The sequence below is a fragment of the Agromyces molybdatiresistens genome (assembly GCF_052748445.2).
The window spans coordinates 849,081-867,266 of record NZ_CM188258.1 but is presented as its reverse complement, the minus strand read 5'-3'; the positions used below and the strand labels follow the sequence as shown (position 1 = coordinate 867,266).

The 18,186-nt window shown below is 72.0% G+C and carries 18 protein-coding genes; 8 read left to right on the top strand and 10 right to left on the bottom strand.

What is annotated here, in order from left to right:
* Positions 1 to 201 precede the first annotated feature (201 nt).
* Positions 202 to 894 carry an SGNH/GDSL hydrolase family protein gene (locus ACULK2_RS03925; RefSeq protein WP_445968875.1) on the bottom strand — a complete coding sequence of 231 codons (693 nt, stop codon included), beginning with the start codon at positions 892 to 894 and terminating at the stop codon, positions 202 to 204.
* 123 nt (positions 895 to 1,017) lie between these two features.
* Between ACULK2_RS03925 and ACULK2_RS03920 the strand changes: the two genes are divergently transcribed.
* Positions 1,018 to 1,371 carry a Fe-S protein gene (locus ACULK2_RS03920; RefSeq protein WP_445968876.1) on the top strand — a complete coding sequence of 118 codons (354 nt, stop codon included), beginning with the start codon at positions 1,018 to 1,020 and terminating at the stop codon, positions 1,369 to 1,371.
* A 33-nt stretch (positions 1,372 to 1,404) separates the two neighbouring features.
* Here the strand turns inward: ACULK2_RS03920 and ACULK2_RS03915 are convergent, their stop codons facing one another.
* Together ACULK2_RS03915 and budA are read right to left on the bottom strand one after the other, a co-directional pair.
* Positions 1,405 to 1,755 carry a metallopeptidase family protein gene (locus tag ACULK2_RS03915; RefSeq protein ID WP_445968877.1) on the bottom strand — a complete coding sequence of 117 codons (351 nt, stop codon included), beginning with the start codon at positions 1,753 to 1,755 and terminating at the stop codon, positions 1,405 to 1,407.
* Positions 1,756 to 1,787: 32 nt separating this feature from the next.
* A complete protein-coding gene (gene budA / locus ACULK2_RS03910; protein ID WP_445968878.1) occupies positions 1,788 to 2,522 on the bottom strand; it encodes an acetolactate decarboxylase in 735 nt (244 codons plus the stop codon).
* Between the two features lie 85 nt (positions 2,523 to 2,607).
* On the opposite strand from budA, the gene ACULK2_RS03905 reads away from it, so the two are divergent.
* Both ACULK2_RS03905 and ACULK2_RS03900 read left to right on the top strand, forming a co-directional pair.
* Positions 2,608 to 3,093, top strand: coding sequence for an adenosine-specific kinase (locus ACULK2_RS03905; protein WP_445968879.1), 486 nt, complete (start codon positions 2,608 to 2,610; stop codon positions 3,091 to 3,093).
* Positions 3,090 to 3,287 (top strand): hypothetical protein, encoded by a 198-nt coding sequence (locus tag ACULK2_RS03900; RefSeq protein ID WP_445968880.1) that lies wholly within the window; start codon positions 3,090 to 3,092, stop codon positions 3,285 to 3,287. Before ACULK2_RS03905 ends, ACULK2_RS03900 begins: the two co-directional genes overlap by 4 nt.
* A 49-nt stretch (positions 3,288 to 3,336) precedes the next feature.
* Here the strand turns inward: ACULK2_RS03900 and ACULK2_RS03895 are convergent, their stop codons facing one another.
* Positions 3,337 to 5,181 (bottom strand): glycoside hydrolase family 3 protein, encoded by a 1,845-nt coding sequence (locus ACULK2_RS03895; RefSeq protein WP_445968881.1) that lies wholly within the window; start codon positions 5,179 to 5,181, stop codon positions 3,337 to 3,339.
* Between the two features lies 1 nt (position 5,182).
* Complete coding sequence (locus ACULK2_RS03890; RefSeq protein ID WP_445968882.1) at positions 5,183 to 6,553, bottom strand: MFS transporter; 1,371 nt, start codon at positions 6,551 to 6,553, stop codon at positions 5,183 to 5,185.
* A 115-nt stretch (positions 6,554 to 6,668) separates the two neighbouring features.
* Here ACULK2_RS03890 and ACULK2_RS03885 point away from each other — a divergent pair, with 115 nt between their 5' ends.
* Complete coding sequence (locus tag ACULK2_RS03885; RefSeq protein WP_445968883.1) at positions 6,669 to 7,976, top strand: TetR/AcrR family transcriptional regulator; 1,308 nt, start codon at positions 6,669 to 6,671, stop codon at positions 7,974 to 7,976.
* A gap of 63 nt (positions 7,977 to 8,039) precedes the next feature.
* Complete coding sequence (locus ACULK2_RS03880; RefSeq protein ID WP_445968884.1) at positions 8,040 to 8,648, top strand: GNAT family N-acetyltransferase; 609 nt, start codon at positions 8,040 to 8,042, stop codon at positions 8,646 to 8,648.
* A gap of 18 nt (positions 8,649 to 8,666) precedes the next feature.
* Here ACULK2_RS03880 and ACULK2_RS03875 read toward each other — a convergent pair whose 3' ends face one another.
* The 5 genes from ACULK2_RS03875 to ACULK2_RS03855 all read right to left on the bottom strand — a co-directional run bounded on the left by ACULK2_RS03875 (position 8,667) and on the right by ACULK2_RS03855 (position 12,846).
* Positions 8,667 to 9,209 carry a GNAT family N-acetyltransferase gene (locus ACULK2_RS03875; protein ID WP_445968885.1) on the bottom strand — a complete coding sequence of 181 codons (543 nt, stop codon included), beginning with the start codon at positions 9,207 to 9,209 and terminating at the stop codon, positions 8,667 to 8,669.
* A 224-nt stretch (positions 9,210 to 9,433) separates the two neighbouring features.
* The gene (locus ACULK2_RS03870; RefSeq protein ID WP_445968886.1) at positions 9,434 to 9,793 is read right to left on the bottom strand and encodes a putative quinol monooxygenase; all 360 of its coding nucleotides are present in this window, start codon (positions 9,791 to 9,793) and stop codon (positions 9,434 to 9,436) included.
* Positions 9,790 to 10,593: an ATP-binding cassette domain-containing protein gene (locus ACULK2_RS03865; RefSeq protein WP_445968887.1), complete on the bottom strand. Its 804-nt coding sequence runs from the start codon at positions 10,591 to 10,593 to the stop codon at positions 9,790 to 9,792. The genes ACULK2_RS03870 and ACULK2_RS03865 overlap by 4 nt, the downstream gene beginning before the upstream one ends.
* The gene (locus ACULK2_RS03860; RefSeq protein ID WP_445968888.1) at positions 10,590 to 11,630 is read right to left on the bottom strand and encodes an ABC transporter permease; all 1,041 of its coding nucleotides are present in this window, start codon (positions 11,628 to 11,630) and stop codon (positions 10,590 to 10,592) included. Before ACULK2_RS03860 ends, ACULK2_RS03865 begins: the two co-directional genes overlap by 4 nt.
* 121 nt (positions 11,631 to 11,751) lie before the next feature.
* Positions 11,752 to 12,846, bottom strand: coding sequence for a substrate-binding domain-containing protein (locus ACULK2_RS03855; RefSeq protein WP_445968889.1), 1,095 nt, complete (start codon positions 12,844 to 12,846; stop codon positions 11,752 to 11,754).
* A gap of 175 nt (positions 12,847 to 13,021) precedes the next feature.
* On the opposite strand from ACULK2_RS03855, the gene ACULK2_RS03850 reads away from it, so the two are divergent.
* From ACULK2_RS03850 to ACULK2_RS03840, 3 genes are all read left to right on the top strand, one after another.
* On the top strand, positions 13,022 to 14,026 hold the full coding sequence (locus ACULK2_RS03850; protein WP_445968890.1) for a LacI family DNA-binding transcriptional regulator: 1,005 nt from the start codon (positions 13,022 to 13,024) through the stop codon (positions 14,024 to 14,026).
* Position 14,027: 1 nt separating this feature from the next.
* The gene (locus ACULK2_RS03845; protein WP_445968891.1) at positions 14,028 to 15,026 is read left to right on the top strand and encodes a PfkB family carbohydrate kinase; all 999 of its coding nucleotides are present in this window, start codon (positions 14,028 to 14,030) and stop codon (positions 15,024 to 15,026) included.
* A 255-nt stretch (positions 15,027 to 15,281) separates the two neighbouring features.
* A complete protein-coding gene (locus tag ACULK2_RS03840; protein ID WP_445969069.1) occupies positions 15,282 to 18,167 on the top strand; it encodes a GH32 C-terminal domain-containing protein in 2,886 nt (961 codons plus the stop codon).
* Positions 18,168 to 18,186 lie beyond the last annotated feature (19 nt).

Here is an 18,186-nt window from a genome sequence, read left to right as displayed (position 1 = left end):
CCCTCGCACTCTCGGTCAAGGGACCGGGCCAAGGACGGGCGGCGATCCCGACGGCACCTGAAGTTCGGCGGCGCGAGTCTAGTCCTGCGGGCTGCGGGCGGCAATGCGCGAGCGGCACGACGTGGCGGGGGGATGCCCCGACCGGCCGAGCGCCCCTCGTGATCCGCCGCGTGGCACCGCGGGCGGCCCGCGGCGGGCGCCTCACCCCTCGCGCAACGCCTCCGCGATCGCCTCGCCGAGCACGCGCGCACCCTCGACGGACGGGTGCAGGCCGTCCGAGCTCATGCCGTCGGCGAAGCGGCCGTCCGGCGTGCGCAGACCCGCGGACGCGTCGACGAAACGCCATCCGCGGTCCTCCGCGAGCTGCTCGAGCCGCGCGTTGTAGTCGTCGGCGCCGCCGGGGTTCGCAGGGAACGGCGGGATCGACGAGACGAGCACGTCATCGATGCCGACGGTGTCGACGATCCGGTCGAGGTTCGCCGTCGACACCTCGAACGGGAGGCCGAAGGCGAGGTCGTTCGTGCCGGCGAGCACCACGAGCGCCTCCGCCTCGACGGGCGCGACCGACGCGGCCATCAGCTCCGTCGTCGCGCCCCACTCCGCCCAGCCGCCGGCGAACGCGACCCCGTCGGCGACCACGTACGTCGCCCACGACGCGGCGCCCAGGTCGCCCGCGGCGAAGTCGACGCTGTCGGCGTCGGTGATCGAGTCGCCGACCGCGGCGAACGTGCCGCGAACGCCGGGGTCGGTGGCGGATGCGTCGGGCGCACCCGAGCGGTCGACGGGATCGGTCGCAGCGCATCCGACCCCCAGGGCGACGCCGGCGAGGGCGACGAGCGATGCGGCGAGCCGGCGGGCGCCGGCGCACTCGATCGGGATCGTCACGGTTCCCATGCGTTCCAGACTGCGCCGAACGCGAGCGGATGTCACGGGGTCGCCGCCGAAGCCCGTGCCGCACCGCCGCCGGACCCGCGGCGGTCGAGCGCCGCACCCGCGCACCCGAGTAGCCTGCAGACCATGGAAACCCTTCGCGGCATCGTCCTGCTCCTGCACCTCGTCGGTTTCGCCGTGCTCTTCGGCGCGTGGGTGGTCGAACTCGTGAACCGCAAGCGCGGCATCACGCGCGTCATGCACTGGGGCCTCGCCATCGCGGGTGTCGCCGGACTCGCCCTCGCCGCTCCGTGGGGCATCGAGTACGACCTGAACTACGCCAAGATCGGCACGAAGCTCGCGATCCTGATCGTCATCGGCGCGCTCCTCGGCATCGGCGCCGGGCGTCAGCGCAAGACCGGATCGGTGCCCCCGGCGATCTTCTGGCTGATCGGCATCCTGACGCTCGCGAACGCGGCGATCGCGGTGCTCTGGCGCTGATCGCGCCGGGCCGCCCCGCGCCCCGATCGGGCGCTACGCCCACCCGAGCTCGCGCAGCTTCGCGTCGTCGAGCCCGAAGTAGTGGCCGATCTCGTGCACGAGCGTGATGCGCACCCGGGCGCGGAGCGCGCCGACGTCGGCGCTGTGCTCCTCCAGGTTGTTCTTGTAGAGCGTGATGCGGTCGGGCAGTTCGCCGAAGCCGTACACTCCGCGAGTCGTCAGGGGGTGGCCGCGGTACTGGCCGAACAGCCGGGGTCGCTGCGCGATGGGCTGGTCCTCGAACGAGATCGCGACGTTCTCGAGGCCGCGGACCATCTCGTCGGGCAGCGCGTCGAACACCTCCCCCAGCAGCCGCTCGAAGTCGTCGTCCGAGATGCGCACCATCCGCCCCACCCGGTTTCAGCCTGATCCGGCACTCACGACGTCGCTCCGCCGCCCTCGACGGCGACGATGCGGTGGTCCTCGGCGTGCGTGAGCTCGGTGCGCAGGAACAGCTCGTCGGTCGGCAGCCGCAGGTCGAAGCGAGCGAAGGCCGCCACGCGCAGCCGCCCCGCCTCGACCGCGACGTCGAGCACGTGACCGCCGAGCGTCCGATCGTCGCTGAGGAAGTGGAGGTGCAGCCCGGCGACCGCGATGCCCTGGTAGATCGCGGGCGTCCAGAACCCCACGAGCGTGCCGCGGATGCCGGTCGCCACCGTCTCGACCTGGTGCTCGGCGACCTCCGCGAGCGGCGGGAGCGGATGCCGCTGGCGCGGCGTCACCCGGACGCGGACCTCCGAGAGCACTCCGTCGAACCGGACGGCGTGGAACAGGTTCCGGCTCGTGAGCGCGTCGTCGACGGATGCCGCGAAGCCGGCCGGGTCCCGGTCGCGCACGTCGACCGCCGCCACGTCGGGGAACCGGCAGACGATCGCGAACGGGAGGGTCTCGTCCATGCGCATCACGGCCGGCGGTCCGTCGAGCGTGCACTCGATCGCCGCCGCGTCGAGGATCACGACCTCGCCGCCGAGCTGCTCGACGCAGCCGAGCCCGAAGTCGCCGAGCGCGCACGCGTCGCCGACCCGCAGGCCCGACTCGTAGGCCCCCGCGAGCAGCGCGTCGAGGACCGCGAACTGCGTCACGGCCGCGCCGGGCACTGGTGTCGGGGCCACGTGTGGAGCGTACCCCCGGGGCCGGTCGGAGGCTCGCCGGAACGCTGTGCCGGGTCTATGCTGACGGCGTCGAAGGGGGTCGGCGATGATCGACATCGAGGTCGTGCCGCTGGAGAAACCGGATGACGTCAACGTCATCGTCGGTCAGTCCCATTTCATCAAGACCGTCGAGGACCTGCACGAGGCGCTCGTCGGCGTCGGCGGCACCCTGAGGTTCGGGATCGCGTTCTGCGAGGCCTCTGGCGCACGGCTCGTCCGGCGCACCGGCAACGACCCCGCCCTGGAGGATCTGGCGGTCGCGGCGGCGACGGCGGTCGGCGCCGGGCACTGCTTCGTGATCATGCTGCGCGAGGGGTTCCCGGTGAACGTGCTCAACCAGGTCAAGGCGGTGCCGGAGGTGTGCTCGATCTTCTGCGCCACGGCGAACCCGGTGCAGGTCCTCGTGGCCGTCACCGCGGCCGGACGCGGCGTGACCGGGGTGATCGACGGCGAGCCGCCGGTCGGCGTCGAGACCGAGCAGGACATCGCCGAACGCCGGGACCTCCTGCGCGCGATCGGCTACAAGCTGTGAAGGGTCACCGGGCCTTCATCGTCTCCGGCGCGGTGGTCAGCGTGGTCGGGCTGGTCTGGACCCTGCAGGGGTTCGGCATCCTGGGCGGGTCGGTGATGAGCGGCTCATCGCTGTGGGCGACGATCGGTCCCATCGTCGTCGTCGCCGGGCTCGTGCTCATCGGCGTCGGCATCGCGCGGCGACGACGGGGCTGAGCGCCGGCGGGGCACCGCAGCGGTCCCAGCTGCGGCGCCCGCCCGACGCTCAGCCCAGGTCGAGGCCGTGTCCGAAGCGGAACAGCGGATCCTCCGTGTCGAACGGCACGTCGGGCCGGTTCGCCTCGACGGCGGCCATGCTGCGCGGCAGGTCGAACGGCAGGCGACCCTTCGGCGTCGCCTCGCCGAAGAGCACGTCGAGCACCGCGCGCGGGTTCGCGCCGTAGTTCGCGACGAGCGCGGCGACGTCGTCGGCGAACGGCGTCAGGATCGCCGGACGGTCGAGGAACACGTCGACGACCGTCGGCACGTTGGCCGCGACCTCCCGGACGTGCGCCACGAACTCCTCGGCGTAGTCGAGCGAGCCCGCGTGGAAGAAGTTCTCGAACATCGTGGCGCGCTGCTCGAACGGGGCCTGGATGCGCAGGATCGCGACATCCGCCTCGGCCGGGGTCGCGACGACGGTGCCGTACTCGGCGGCGATCGACTCGTCGACCCCCTCGACGTAGACGCGCACGCCGCGCGCGAGCGGAAGGGTCGGCGCGGCATCCGCACCCGCGCCCGGCTGCGTCGTGTTCGTCAGCACCGTGAGGGACAGGCGCTGCGCCTGCTCGCCCGCTGCGACGAACTCGGGCGCACCGACGACGCGCGTCGCGCGCTCGACGTCGACGTAGCGTCGGTCGTCGAAGAGGCCGAGCGCGAACTTCTCGCGAAGGATGCGTCTCGCCGAGACGTCCAGCCGCTCCTCGGCGATCTCGCCCGAGCGGACCAGGTCGACGAGCAGTTCGGGGTTCGCCTCGCCGCCGAACTGGTCGGCACCGGCCTCGATGACCGTGACCATGCGCTCGCGCGGGCTCAGGTGCTCGACGCCCCACGCGCGAGCGGGGAACGGCTGGCCGAAGATCTCGCCGTCGGTGATGAGGCCCCAGTCGGTGCACACGATGCCGTCGAAACCGTAGCGTTCGCGCAGCAGCCCGGTGATGACGGACCTGTTGAAGCCGAAGCCGACCTCCTCGTGCTCGGTGCCGACGGGCATGCCGTAGTACGGCATGATCTGGCGGGTTCCGGCCTCGAACGCCGCCTCGAAGGGCTTCAGGTGGGTCTCGAACGCACCGCCCGGGTAGACCTGCTCGCGCCCGTACGCGAAGTGCGGGTCCTCGCCGTCCAGCTGCGGCCCGCCGCCCGGGAAGTGCTTCGTCATCGTCGAGACCGAGTCCTCGCCGAACTCGGCGCCCTGGAAGCCGCGGACGTACGCGGCGCCGAGGCGCGAGGTCAGTTCCGGGTCCTCGCCGAACGTCGCGAGCTGCCGCGACCAGCGCGGCTCGGTCGCGAGGTCGACCTGCGGGTGCAGCGAGACGCGGATGCCGACCGCCGTGTACTCCTGGCGCGCGATGTCGCCGAACTGCTCGACGAGCTCCTCGTCGCGGATCGCCGCGAGCCCGAGCGTCTCGGGCCAGGTCGAGAACGCGCCGGTGAGCAGGCCGGCGAGCGGGTTGTCGCTGTACGAGTGCCGCGGATCGGTCGAGATCGTGACCGGGATGCCGAGGCGGGTGCCCGCCGCGAGCTCCTGGAGCCGGTTGTGCCACTCGGCCATCGCCGCGGGCGTGGAGGCCGCCTGCAGGATGTTGAAGTGGTTCATCAGGCGGGCCTCGACGTACTCGACGTTCGACGGCAGGCCGAACGCGGGGTCGGCCTCGGCGAGGGAGCCGTCCTCGCCCATCGTGATCATCGTCTGGAAGAAGAGTCCCGCCTTCTCCTCGAGCGTCATCTGCGCGAGCAGGATCTCGACACGGTCGGCGACCGGGAGGTGGCGATCGAGGTAGCGGCGATCGACGGCGTCATCGGGGACGGCCGCGGCCGCGGCATCCGCTGTGGTCTCGACGAGGTCGGTCATCTCACTTCACCCCCGTGATGCGGTAGACGAGGACGGCACCGGCGAGGGCGACCGCAGCACCCACGAGGTAGAACGTGGCGTAGCCGCCGATCGCCGTGCTCGCGCCCGCCGCGATGATCGCCGGCGCGATCGCGGGGGCGATCGACTGCGGCAGCGCGTTGGCGATGTTGAGCACGCCGAGGTCCTTGGCGGTGTCGTCGGGGTTCGGCAGCACCTCGGTCGCGAGGGCGAGGTCGACCGAGAAGAAGGAACCGGCGCCGAGGCCGATGATCGCCTGGCCGAGGATGAGCACCTCGATGCTGGGGGCGAACGCGAGCATCACGAGGCCGACGACCATCACGACGCCCGCGAGGGCGACGAACGGGCGTCGCTTGCCGATGCGGTCGGAGAGCATGCCGCCGATCGGGCCGGAGACGGCCATCGCCCCCATGGCCGCGAGGTTGCTGATCAGGATGGTGGTGATCGCCTCCTGCTCGGCGAGCTGGAACTTCTCGGTGAGGTAGAGCGGGAGGAAGGTGGCGACGCCGGCGTAGCCGAACATCACCATGAACTTGGTGAGCCACGTCCAGCCGAAGTCGGGGTGCTTCGCGGGGTTGAAGACGAACGAGCCGAGGAACTGGCGCATGGTGTAGCGCTCTGCGGGCTTCTCGGTGAGCACGCGGTCCTTCAGGACGAGCGCGAAGAGCACGGCGAGCAGCGTCGCGATCGCGGCGGGCACGACGAAGCGCGTGAAGTCGTCGGCGAGGAAGTTCACGAGCACGCTGCCGCCGAGGATGCCGAGCGGGGTCGTCAGGCCGATGATGCCGGAGACGCGGCCGCGCCGGTCGGTCGGCACCTGGTCGGGCAGGGTCGCGTTCGCCGCGGCGAGCACGGCGTTCATCGAGACCTGCACGAGGCACCAGCCGAGGAAGACCATCCACACGTCGGTGGCGGCGCCGATGAGCGCGAAGGAGAGGAGGCCGACCAGCGAGCCGCCGACGATCCACGGTCGGCGCATGCCGAAGCGCGAGGTCGTGCGGTCGGAGAGGCGCCCGACGAGCGGGTTCGCGATCATCGCGAACAGCGCGCCGACGCCCATGATCAGGCCGAGCGAGGCGGTCGCGGCCTCGGCCGACGGCGAGATGTGCTGGATCTTGAACGCCATCGACACGAGCACCGGGGTCAGCAGCGCCAGGTAGATCCCGAAGTTCGCGCCGGCGAGGGCGGGGGTGTAGCCGCGGGGCGTGCGCTGCGGGGCGGAGGTGCCGGCCGGGGTGCCGGCGGGGGTGCCGGCGGGGGCGCCGGCGGCACCTGCGGCGAGCGCCTGGGCGGATGCCGCGGGGGCGGCGGTCGCGTCGAGCGGCGACCGGGCGGCGGTGGACGACTCTGTCATGCGTACTCCTTCGTACCGAGCCGATCGGCTCTCGGCAGACACCGTAACTCAAAATCAAACGATTGGAAAGTCAAATTCGAATGACTGGTAGATTGAGTGCCGGGAAGGGGGCGAGGTGGCCATCGAACACGCGACCCGCGCCGGTCGGGCGGCGACGACGCGGCGCCGGGTCCTGGCGTCGGCGCGCGACCTCTTCGCCTCGCGCGGGTTCGGCGCGGTCTCCATGCGCGACATCGCGGCCGCCGCGGGGGTGAGCCATCCCACCGTGCGGAACCTCTTCGGCTCGATGGACGCCCTGCTCGACGCGGTCGTCGAGGACTTCGAGAACGACCTCCGGGAGGCGCTCGAGGGCAGGGACCCCGACCTCGACCTCATCGACGAGATCGCCCGCGCGGGCCGCGACATCCCCGGATACGTCGAGTTGTTCACCGTGCTCGCCGGCGCCGCCACGCTGCCGGAGCACCCGGCCCACGAGCGTTTCCGCGCCCGCGACGCGGAGTTGCAGTCCGTCGCGGCCTCGATGCTTCGAGAGGCGCGCGACCGCGGCGAACTCGTCGCCGACCTCGACGTCGACGGCGAGGCGCGACGCCTCAACGCGGCGTGGGACGGGCTCCAGGTCATCTCGCGCTACCTGCCCGACGAGGTCGACGTGCCAGAGGCGCTCGCCCGTCGCATCGCCCGCCTTCGCGGCCGCGCGCCGGTCGCGGGCCCGGTCGACGACGTCGCGGCGATCCCGCTGTCCACCGTGTTCGTCGAGGAATCCGTCGACGAACACGGGTACGCGGTCGGACGCCGGCGCCGTGCCGCCATCATCGAGCAGGCCACGGCGATCTTCGCTCGCGACGGCTACCACGGCGCGAACCTGCGCGACATCGCTGCCTCCGTCGGCGTGAACGCCTCGACCCTGCTGCACCACTTCGGCAGCAAGGAGGCGCTGCTGGCCGCCGTGCTCGCGCACCGCGACGCGACGATGGCGGCGCGCGAGGCCGACGCCGACGACGACCCGGTCCGCGCGCTCCGCGGCATCGGCCCGACCGCGAGCCGCGACGCGCGCACCGAGCCCGGCCTCATCAGCATCTACGCGGTGCTGTCGACCGAGGCGGTCGTGCCGAGCCATCCCGCCCACGAGTACTTCCGCGAGCGGTTCTCCCGCGCCGTCCGCGTCTTCGAGAACGTGGTGCAGCGCGCCGCCGCCCGCGGCGCGACGCTCCCCGACGTGGACCCGCACGCCGAGGCGATCCACCTGGTCGCGCTCTGGGACGGCCTGCAGCTGCAATGGGGCTACGACCCCGACGCGATCGACATCGGGCTCGAGCTCGACGCACACCTGGCGAGCGTGCTGCGGGCGCCGATGCCCGCCGGATCCGGGCTCGACGAGTCCGACATCCCGCGGCGGCACCCGGGCCGGCCCCGTCCGAGGTGATCCGGACCGCCCAACGGACGCGAAGGCCTCGCCGAACCGGCCGGATCGGGCCAGACTCGACCCATGGAACCCGACGGCATCGTGTGCATCCCCGCGAACGAGGCACCGTGGGCCGACCTCGAGGCCGTGCTCGGCAGCGTGGGAGCGTCACGTCGGTGCTGGTGCCAGCGGTACAAGCTGGATCGCGGTGAGGCGTTCGCGAGGTTCCCCGCCGAGGAGCGGGCGGAGCGGTTGCGCGAGCAGACGCACGCGGGCGAACCGGGGGCGCCCGAGACATCCGGCCTCGTCGCCTACCTCGACGGCGAGCCCGTCGGGTGGTGCGCGGTCGAGCCGCGGCCGGCCTACCACGGCATGGTGCGCAACCAGCGGGTGCCGTGGGAGGGGCGCGACGAAGACCCGGCGGATGCCACGGTGTGGGCGATCACGTGCCTCGTGACGCGGCGCGGCCACCGGCGGCAGGGCATCGCGAGCGCCCTCGCGCAGGCGGCCGTCGACCACGCCCGCAGCCGCGGGGCCCGGGCGCTCGAGGCGTATCCGATCGACCCGGCGAACACGATCTCCGACGAGCTGCATGTCGGCACGGCGGAGATGTTCGTCGGCGCGGGCCTCGCGGAGGTGCTGCGCCCGACGGCGCGACGCGCGGTGATGCGGATCGACTTCGACGGGGCCTGAGTCAGCTCAGGGCAGGGTCTACCGCTGCTCCACGAGGTCGGAGTACTCCGGGTTGTGCTCGATGAACGCGGACACGACCGGACACCGGACGACCAGACGCTCGCCGCGCTCGCGGAGATCGTCGAGCACATCGGCGATGAGGTCGGTGGCGATCCCTCGGCCGCGGAACTCGGGCTCGACCGACGTCGAGACGATCACCGTGCGATCGTCGTCGACCGTGAAGCGGACCCTCGCCAACTCGACGCCCTCGAGCGTCGCGGCGTAGACGCCCCGAGCGTCGCGGCGGTGCACCTCGATCTCCGACTCGGAGTCCACCGAGGGGCGATCGACCTGGCGCAGCGCGTCGGCCCGCACCTCCTCGACCAGGGCTCGGTTGTCGTCGTCGGTCGGCTCGGCGGGTCCGCCGGATGCCGCGCGCCGGCCGCCACCGCCGCCCGACGTGCGGTCGGTGTCCTCCGTGCCGCCTCCGGCACCGTCGGTGCCCTCGTCGAGCGTTCCGCTGCCGTCCGGATAGCCCGCGGCATCCGGGTACTCGAACTTCGACTCATCGCCTGCGTGCATGGTGCCCTCCATCCCGTCGCCGGCCGCGGTGGCCGCTCACGGCGCCGGACGCCACGAGCACCCGACGCTCGCCAGCAGAGACCGACCGCGCCCGATCGTTGTGACCGAGGGTACGACCGTCGCGCACGTGCCGCGACCGTGCGACGACGCGATCCGCTCCGTTGCCCGGGTGCCGGTCGGACGCCGGGGTCGCCGCGCCCGCGCGGCGACCCCGGCCCGACCCGCTACGCGGCGATCGGTCGGAGGAAGCGGAGCACCGACCCGTTCGGCTCGAGGATGAGCGGGGCCAGCGCGGCGTTGAACCGTGCTCCGTGCGGCTGGGCGAGGTGCGCCTCGAAGGCGGCCCCGTCGCGGTAGGCCTCGACCACCACGAAGCGCGTCCCCCGGGGCATCGGCGCAGCGGCCGACTCGGCGACGACCGGCGGCGCGGTCACCGCGTACGAGTCGAAGACGAGGCATCCGGGTTCCGACCGCACCGCGGTCGTCAGCTCGGCCAGCAGCGCCTCCACCTCGGCCTCGGCGCCGGGGCGGGCGGTGAACTCCGCCACCAGCTCGACCCGGCCGGCCCCCGTCGACCAGCTCATCCCGTGCTCGCCCCGGTCATGATCGCCACGGCGTCGGTCATCGAGTGCGTCTGCGGCGTGATCGTCGCGGCGCGCTTGCCGAGACGCTGCACGTGGATCCGGTCGGCCACCTCGAACACGTGCGGCATGTTGTGCGAGATCAGGATGACGGGGATGCCGCGGTCGCGCAGGCTCATGATGAGCTCGAGCACCTGGTTCGACTCGCGGACCCCGAGCGCGGCCGTCGGCTCGTCGAGCACGACGACCTTCGACCCGAACGCTGCGGCCCGCGCGACGGCGACGGCCTGGCGCTGGCCGCCCGAGAGGTTCTCGACCGCGACCGAGACGTCCTGGAGCGTCGAGATGCCGAGCGAGGTCAGCTCCTGCCGCGCGCTCTGGCGCATGCCCTTCTGGTCGACCATCCGGAACACCGAGCCGAGAATGCCCTTCTTCCTGATCTCGCGCCCGAGGTAGAGGTTCGAGGCGACGTCCAGCGCCGGCGAGACGGCGAGGTTCTGGTAGACGGTCTCGATGCCGGCGGCCCTGGCATCCTGCGGGCGCTTGAAGTGGACCTCCCGTCCGTCGAGCCAGATCTGACCCTCGTCGGGGATCTCTGCGCCGGTCAGGCACTTGATCAGCGTGGACTTGCCGGCGCCGTTGTCGCCGATCACCGCGAGCACCTCGCCCGGGTACAGCTCGAGGCTGACCCCGTCGAGGCCGACGACGCGGCCGAAGGTCTTCACGAGGCGGCGGGCTCGGAGGATCGGCTGCCGGCCGTCCTCGGTCGTCGCAGCCTGCGCGACGGACTCGTCGATGGTCATGCTCGTACCTTCCTGATCCACTGGTCGACCGAGACGGCGACCACGATGAGCACGCCGACCGCGAACGTCTGCCACAGCACGTCGAGCCCGGCCAGCGCGAGCCCGTTGCGGAACACGCCGACGATGAGGGCGCCGAGGAGGGTGCCCCAGACGGTGCCGCGGCCGCCGAAGAGGCTCGTGCCGCCGATCACGACGGCGGTGATCGAGTCGAGGTTGAGGTCGGCACCAGCGTTCGGCGATGCGGCGTTGGAACGGCCGATCTGGATCCACGCGCCGATCGCGATGATCGCGCCCGCCGCGAGGTAGACGCTCATGAGCACCCGGTTCACGCTGATGCCGGCGAGGCGCGCCGACTCGCGGTCGTCGCCGACCGCGTAGACGTGACGACCCCACGCCGTCTTGTGCAGGACGAACGACACGACGACGTAGAGCAGGAGCATCATGAGCACGCCGACCGTGATGTTCACGCCGAACACCGGGAAGATCGCACCCGTCCAGGTCAGCAGTTCGGGCATCTCCCCGCCGCGGACGGTCGCGCCGCCCGAGTAGAGGAGCGTGAGCGCGATGAAGATGTTCAGCGTGCCGAGCGTCACGATGAACGGCGGCAGCTTGAGCCGAGTCACGAGGGCGCCGTTGAGCGCGCCCGCCGCCATGCCGACGACCAGGCCGAGGAACAGTCCGAGGACCGCGGGCAGGCCCATCTGCACGGTGGTCTGCGCGATCACCATGGAGCTCAGGACCATGACCGCGCCGACCGACAGGTCGATGCCGGCCGTGAGGATGATCAGCGTCTGCGCGACGGCGAGCGTGCCGACCACCGCGACCTGCTGCGTGATGAGCGAGAGGTTGGTGGGGTTGAGGAATCGTTCGTTCAGCAGGCCGAACACGATGACGGCGACCACCAGGACGATGGCCGGGCTGATCGCCGGATGCCGGTGCAGCGTGTTGCGGATGCGGCTGAGCGGTGTGCTGCGGTCGAGGAACTCCTCGGCCAGGTCGAGCGCCGATGTGGGCGGCTCGGTCGTGTGCTGAGTCACGTGGGCTCCGTTCGGATGGATCTGAAGAGGCGGATCGAGGGGTGGGCGGTGCGGGCCGGCGTCCGGCCGACGAGGGGGCGCGTCATCCGTGCCGGCCCGCACCGCTCACGCGGTCACCGGGTCAGCCCCAGCAGATCTCGCTCGCCTCGGCGGTGTCGATCGACTCGACCCCGTCCTGCGGGTCGTCGGTGACGAGCGCGACGCCGGTGTTGTAGAAGTCGAGGCCCTCGCTGACCTCGGGGGTCTCGCCGGTGGTGACGAGGTCGTAGACCGCCTGCACGCCGAGTTCGGCCATCTTCAGCGGGTACTGCTGGCTCGTCGCGCCGATGATGCCCTCGGTCACGGCGTCGACCCCGGCGCATCCGCCGTCGACCGACACGACGATCAGGCCGTCGGTGCTGCCGGCGGCCTTGAACGCCTCGTAGGCGCCGTACGCCGCGGGCTCGTTGATCGTGTAGACGACGTTGATGTCGGGGTTCTGCGAGAGCAGGGTCTCGGCCGCGGTGCGGCCGCCGTCCTCGGCGCCCTGCGACGCCTCGTTCCCGACGATCTCGTACTCGCCGCCGGAGTACTCGCCGGTCGCCGCCTCGTCGCCGTTCTTCGTCTCGTCGGCGAGGTCGATGCCCATGCCGTCGAGGAAGCCCTGGTCGCGGGCGACGTCGACCGAGACGACCTTGTCGTCGAACAGGTCGATCATCGCGATGGTCGCCTTCTCGCCGCCGAGCTTCGCCGCGGCCCACGTGCCGATCTCCTGGCCGGCGAGGTAGTTGTCGGTCGCGAAGGTGATGTCGACCGACTCCGGGTCGGACGGCGGCGTGTCGAGCGCGATCACGTAGAGGCCGGCGTCGCGGGCCTTGACGAGGGCATCCTCGACGGCCGGGCCGTTCGGCGTGATCAGGATGCCGGCGTCGCCGCGCGAGATCGCGTTCTCGATCGCCTGGATCTGCGAGTCCTCGTCGCCGTCCTCGGAGCCGGCCGCGAGCGTCAGCTCGACGCCGAGCTCGTCGGCGATCTCCTCGGCGCCCTGCTGCATGGCGACGAAGAACGGGTTCGTGTCGGTCTTGGTGATGAGCGAGACGCTGATCGTCTCCTCGTCGCTCGCGCCGCCGGCGTCGCCCGGCGAGGCGCATCCGGTGAACGCGAGGGCGGCGGTCGCGGTGATCGAGCCGGCGACGAGCAGTCGGCGACGGAACGCGCCGGGGCGTGCGTGATTCATCGGTGAATCTCCTCCTGGTGTGGGGGCCATCGTCGCCCGTTTGACAACGATGTCAGAGCAGGTCTAGCGGAAGTCGATGTGTATAGTCAAGATCAACCCGCTCATTGGAGATCGAATCGTGACACCGTTGTCAGCCGGTGGTCCGGCGCCGGATCCTGCTCGCGCCCGACCCACCATGCGGCACGTCGCCGCGCTCGCCGGCGTCGGCATCAAGACCGTCTCGCGCGTCATCAACGGAGAGCCGAACGTCGCGCCGGCCACCGCCGCCAAGGTGCTCGCCGCGGCACGCACCCTGGACTACGAGCCCGATCTGCACGCCGGCAACCTGCGTCGGGCTGACGGCCGCACGCGGACGCTCGGGCTGCTCGTCAGCAGCGTCGACAACCCGTTCGCCGGCGCGATGCACCGCGCGATCGAGGACGCCGCACTCGCACGGGGCGTCGCGGTCTTCGCATCGAGCCTCGACGACGACCCCGAGCGCGAACAGGAGGCGGTGTCCGCGTTCCTGCGCCGGCGCGTGGACGGGCTCATCCTCACCACGATCTCCGAGAGCCAGCACTACCTCGCGCCCGAGCTCCGCCGCGGCACCCCGGTCGTCTTCGTCGACCGGGAGCCCGCCGGCGTGAGCTCCGACACGGTCGTGAGCGACAACCGCGAGGGCGCGGCGGTCGCGACCCGTCACCTGCTCCGGCACGGGCACCGGCGGCTCGCCTTCCTGGGCGACCGCGCGGGGATCCAGACCGCTCAGGAGCGCCGGCGCGGGTTCCTCGAGGAGCTCGGCGGTTCTGGCGTCGCGACCCGCGACATCCCGATGGCCGACGGCCTGCACGACGAGGAGTCGGCGCGTCTCGCCACGCTCGGGCTCTTCGCATCCGACCAGCCGCCGACCGCGATCTTCTCGAGCCAGAACCTCGTGACCATCGGCGCGATCCGCGCGCTGCGCGAACTCGGCCGGCATCACGACGTCGCGCTCGTCGGATTCGACGACGTCCCGCTCGGCGACCTGCTCGAACCCGGCGTGACCGTGGTCGCGCAGTCCCCGCAGGAGATCGGCCGCATCGCCGCGGACCGGGTCTTCTCCCGCCTGGACGGCGACGACTCCCCCGCACGACGCACGATCGTCCCCACCCACCTCATCGAACGCGGGTCGGGCGAGATCCCGCCCCGCCAGGAAGGCTGAGATGTCGCACTCCGCACCCGACCGCACCCACGTCGTCGTCGTCGGCGACGCCCTCATCGACGAGCTCCGCGACCCGACCGGATCGCGCGAGTTCGTGGGCGGCGCGGCGCTCAACGTGGCGGTCGGCCTCTCGCTGCTCGGCGAACGGACCACGCTCGTCGCCATGCTCGGCGACGACGAGCCGGCGGCCCGCATCCGCGCCTTCCTCGCCGGGTTCGGCGTCGCCCTCGTCGAGAGCCCGTCGGCGCTCGGCACCTCGCGAGCGGTCTCCGACCGCTCCGACGGCGAACCGCGGTACGAGTTCAACGCGGCGGCGCAGCATCGACGGCTCTCGTTCGCCGAACCGACCCGCACCGTGCTCTCCGACGCCGACCTCGTGGTCGTCAGCTGCTTCCCGTTCGACGACGACGATCAGGTCGACGCCCTGCTCGGCGCGATCGACGACTCCGAGCGCCGGCTCGTCGTCGACGGCAATCCGCGAGCGGGCATGCTGCGCGATCGCGAACGATTCCTCGCGAACTTCGAGCGGGTGGCGGGGCGCTCGCTGCTCGTGAAGGCCGGCGACGAGGACGCAGCGCTGCTCGCCGGCGAATCCCTGGCCCGGTTCGTCGACCGGCTCCGCGCCTCGGCCGGACCCTCGGGCGGCGGCGACGACCACCGGGCCGACCGGGCCGACCGGACCGCCGTGGCGTACGGCGCCGACGCCGAGGGGCCGGCGGTGCTCGCGACCGCGGGGCGCGAGGGCGCCGCCGTGCATCACCGCGATCTCGACGTGCGCGCCGGCATCGTGCAGCTGCCGGGCCCGGTCGTCGACACGATGGGGGCGGGCGACGCCACCCTGGCCGCGGTCGTCCATCGCGTCGCGCAGGACGGCCTTCCCGGAACGGCGGCGGAATGGACGCGTGCCCTCGACGAGGCGATGACGATCGCCGCCGCGACCGTGCGGCACGAGGGCGCCCTGCTGCGCACCGTCGAGGAGGCACCTCGGGTCGTCGCGTAGCGGGAGGCGGGCGTAGCGGAGCCTGCACCCGTCACCGGCGCGCCATCCACCCCCCGGAAGGCTCTCCGGCCTGGCCCTTTCGCGCCTCCGATCTCGGGGCTTGAATTGTCCGCCGGACACTGCGTAGCATCCACGGCAGTTCACATGACAACGATGTCACTGCCACTGGCGTGACGCGCGCGATGAAGGGCGAACCAGTCGATGACGACGGTATCAAGATGGAGGGGCTGGGCGGCCGTGGCGGCCGTCGCAGCCATGGCGACAGTCGGCAGCGTCTCTGCCGTGGCGGCCGAACCGGCGACCGATCCGGCCGACGAGCCGTACCGGCCGTACCTGCACTTCTCCCCCGAGGAGAACTGGATGAACGACCCCAACGGCCTCGTGTACGACGACGGCACGTGGCACCTGTTCTTCCAGCACAACCCGTACGGCACCCGGTGGGGCAACATGAGCTGGGGCCACGCGACGAGCAGCGACCTCGTGCACTGGGAGGAGCAGCCGGTCGCGATCCCGCAGACTTTCGATGAGGACGGCGTCGCGATCGAGGACATCTTCTCGGGCTCGGTCGTCGTCGACGAGGACAACACGAGCGGATTCGGCACGGCCGACGACCCCGCGATGGTCGCGATCTACACGAGCGCGTACACGCCCGCGCACCCGACGCACGCCGGCATCCAGGCGCAGTCGCTCGCCTACAGCACCGACGACGGGCAGACCTGGACCAAGTACGAGGGCAACCCCGTGCTCGACCGGAGGTCCGCGAACTTCCGCGACCCGAAGGTGATCCGCTATATCGACCCCGAGACGGGCGAGTCGTACTGGGTCATGGTCGCGGTCGAGGCGCTCGAGTACAAGGTCGTGATGTACCGCAGCGACGACCTGAAGAACTGGACCCACCTCAGCGACTTCGGCCCGGCGAACGCGACGGGCGGCATCTGGGAGTGCCCCGACCTGTTCCCGATGGCGGTCGACGGCGACCCGGAGAACGTCAAGTGGGTGCTGGTCGTGAACCTCAACCCCGGCAGCGTCGCGGGCGGCTCGGGCGGCCAGTACTTCGTCGGCGAGTTCGACGGCACGACGTTCACCTCCGAGAGCACGGTGACGGATGACGCGCTCCCGCCGGGCGACGTCTTCGCCTCGTTCGACGACGGCACCTGGGGCGACTGGACGGTCGGGAACGAGGCCGGCAACGGGAAGGACGGCCCGTGGGGCCTCGCCCCCGCGACCGGCACGCTCCCCGGCCAGAACCCGGTCTCGGGCTTCGTCGGCGCCGGGCTCGTGAACGGCTTCAACGACGGCGACTGGCCCGTCGGCACGCTCGAATCCCCCGCCTTCACAATCGAGCAGGAGCACGTCAACCTCCTCGTGGGCGGCGGCAACCACCCGCACGTCGACGGCACGCAGCTCGGCAACGAGCCGCCCGCCGGTCGCCTGCTGTTCGACGGGTTCGAGTTCGCCGACGGCACGACCCTCGCCGACACCGGCTGGGAGGTCACGGGCGACTTCGCGACCGAGCCGTGGCGCAACCCGTCGACCGCGGGCGGCGACTACTACCTCGGGCAGAAGCGCCTGAACACCTGGGAGGGCGGCCCGAAGGGCGACGACAACCTCGGCGACCTGACGTCGCCCGCCTTCACGATCGAGCCCGGCGAGGATCACCTCTCCTTCCTCGTCGGCGGCGGCAAGCGGCTCAACGGCACGCTCGAGGTGCGACTGATCGTCGACGGCGCGGTCGTCCGCACGGCGACCGGCCCCGAGGCCGGTCAGCTCAACTGGCAGTCGTGGGACGTCTCGGAACTCGCCGGGAGCGAGGCGCAGTTCCAGGTGCACGACGACGCCACGGGCGGCTGGGGCCACCTGACGGTCGACCACTTGGTGCTCGGCGCCGAGCCGGCGACGCCGCGCTCCGACGAGACCTCGGTGAACCTCATGGTCGACGGCGAGATCGTGCGCTCGGCCACGGGCCGCAACAGCGAGAACCTCGACTGGGTGAGCTGGGATGTCGCCGAGTTCGCCGGCCGCGAGGCCTCCGTTCGGGTCATCGACAACAACCGGTTCGGCTGGGGCCACGTCCTCGTCGACCAGGTCATGTTCTCGGATGCCGCGGCCGCGCCGCGCATCGAGGGCTTCGACTGGCTCGACTGGGGACGCGACTACTACGCGACCGTGTCGTTCTCGAACGCACCCGACGACCGCCGGGTCATGCTCGGCTGGATGAACAACTGGGACTACGCGAACGACATCCCGACCGTTTCGTGGCGCAGCGCGATGGCGCTCCCCCGCGACGTCGAGCTCGTCAGCACCGATCGCGGGCCCCGGCTCGCGCAGCGCGTCGTGCCCGAGTTCGCCGAGCTCGAGCGACCCGATGCGGCCCACACGGATGGCGCACGGCCGATCGCCGACGGCGAGGAGACGCTGCCCATCTCCGGCGACGTCGTGCGGATCGACGCGGTCGTCGCCCCGGGCGACGCCGACGCCGTGGGCCTCAGCGTCCTCGGCGACGACGAGACGGCGACGCGGATCGGCTGGGACGCGGCATCCGCTCGCCTCTTCGTCGACCGCCGCGACTCGGGGAACACGGGCTTCCACCCGGCGTTCGCGTCGTTCGACGACGCCCCGGTCGCGCTGGCGGACGGGAGGCTCGCGCTGACCGTCTACGTCGACCGCGCCTCGGTCGAGGTGTTCGCCGACGGCGGCCGCACGACGATCACCGACCAGGCGTTCCCGAATGCGGGCGCCGACGCGATCGGGCTCTGGGCCGAGGGCGGCGACGCCTGGCTCGAGTCGCTCACGGTGACGCCGATGCACGGGGCGATGTACCGCGAGGCCGGGGCGGATGGCGCGACCGCCGCGCCGCCCGCCGCCGAGGTCTCGGCGCTCACCGGCCCGCGCAAGGGCCCGGACGCCGACGGCGACTTCGACGTCAAGGTGAAGGTGGGCGTCGGCGAGCCGACCACGGTGATCCGGCTGCTCGAGGACGGCCGCGTGGTCGACCGCGAGTACCGCACCGTCGAGTCGGAGCGGACCTTCTCGTTCCCGGTGTCGGGTGCGTCGCCCGGCGAGCATCGCTACGCGATCGAGCTGGAGAACTCGGCCGGCGTCACCGACGGGGGTGAGCTCCTCGTGACGGTCGCCGGCTGAGGCGGAGCGGGCGGGATGC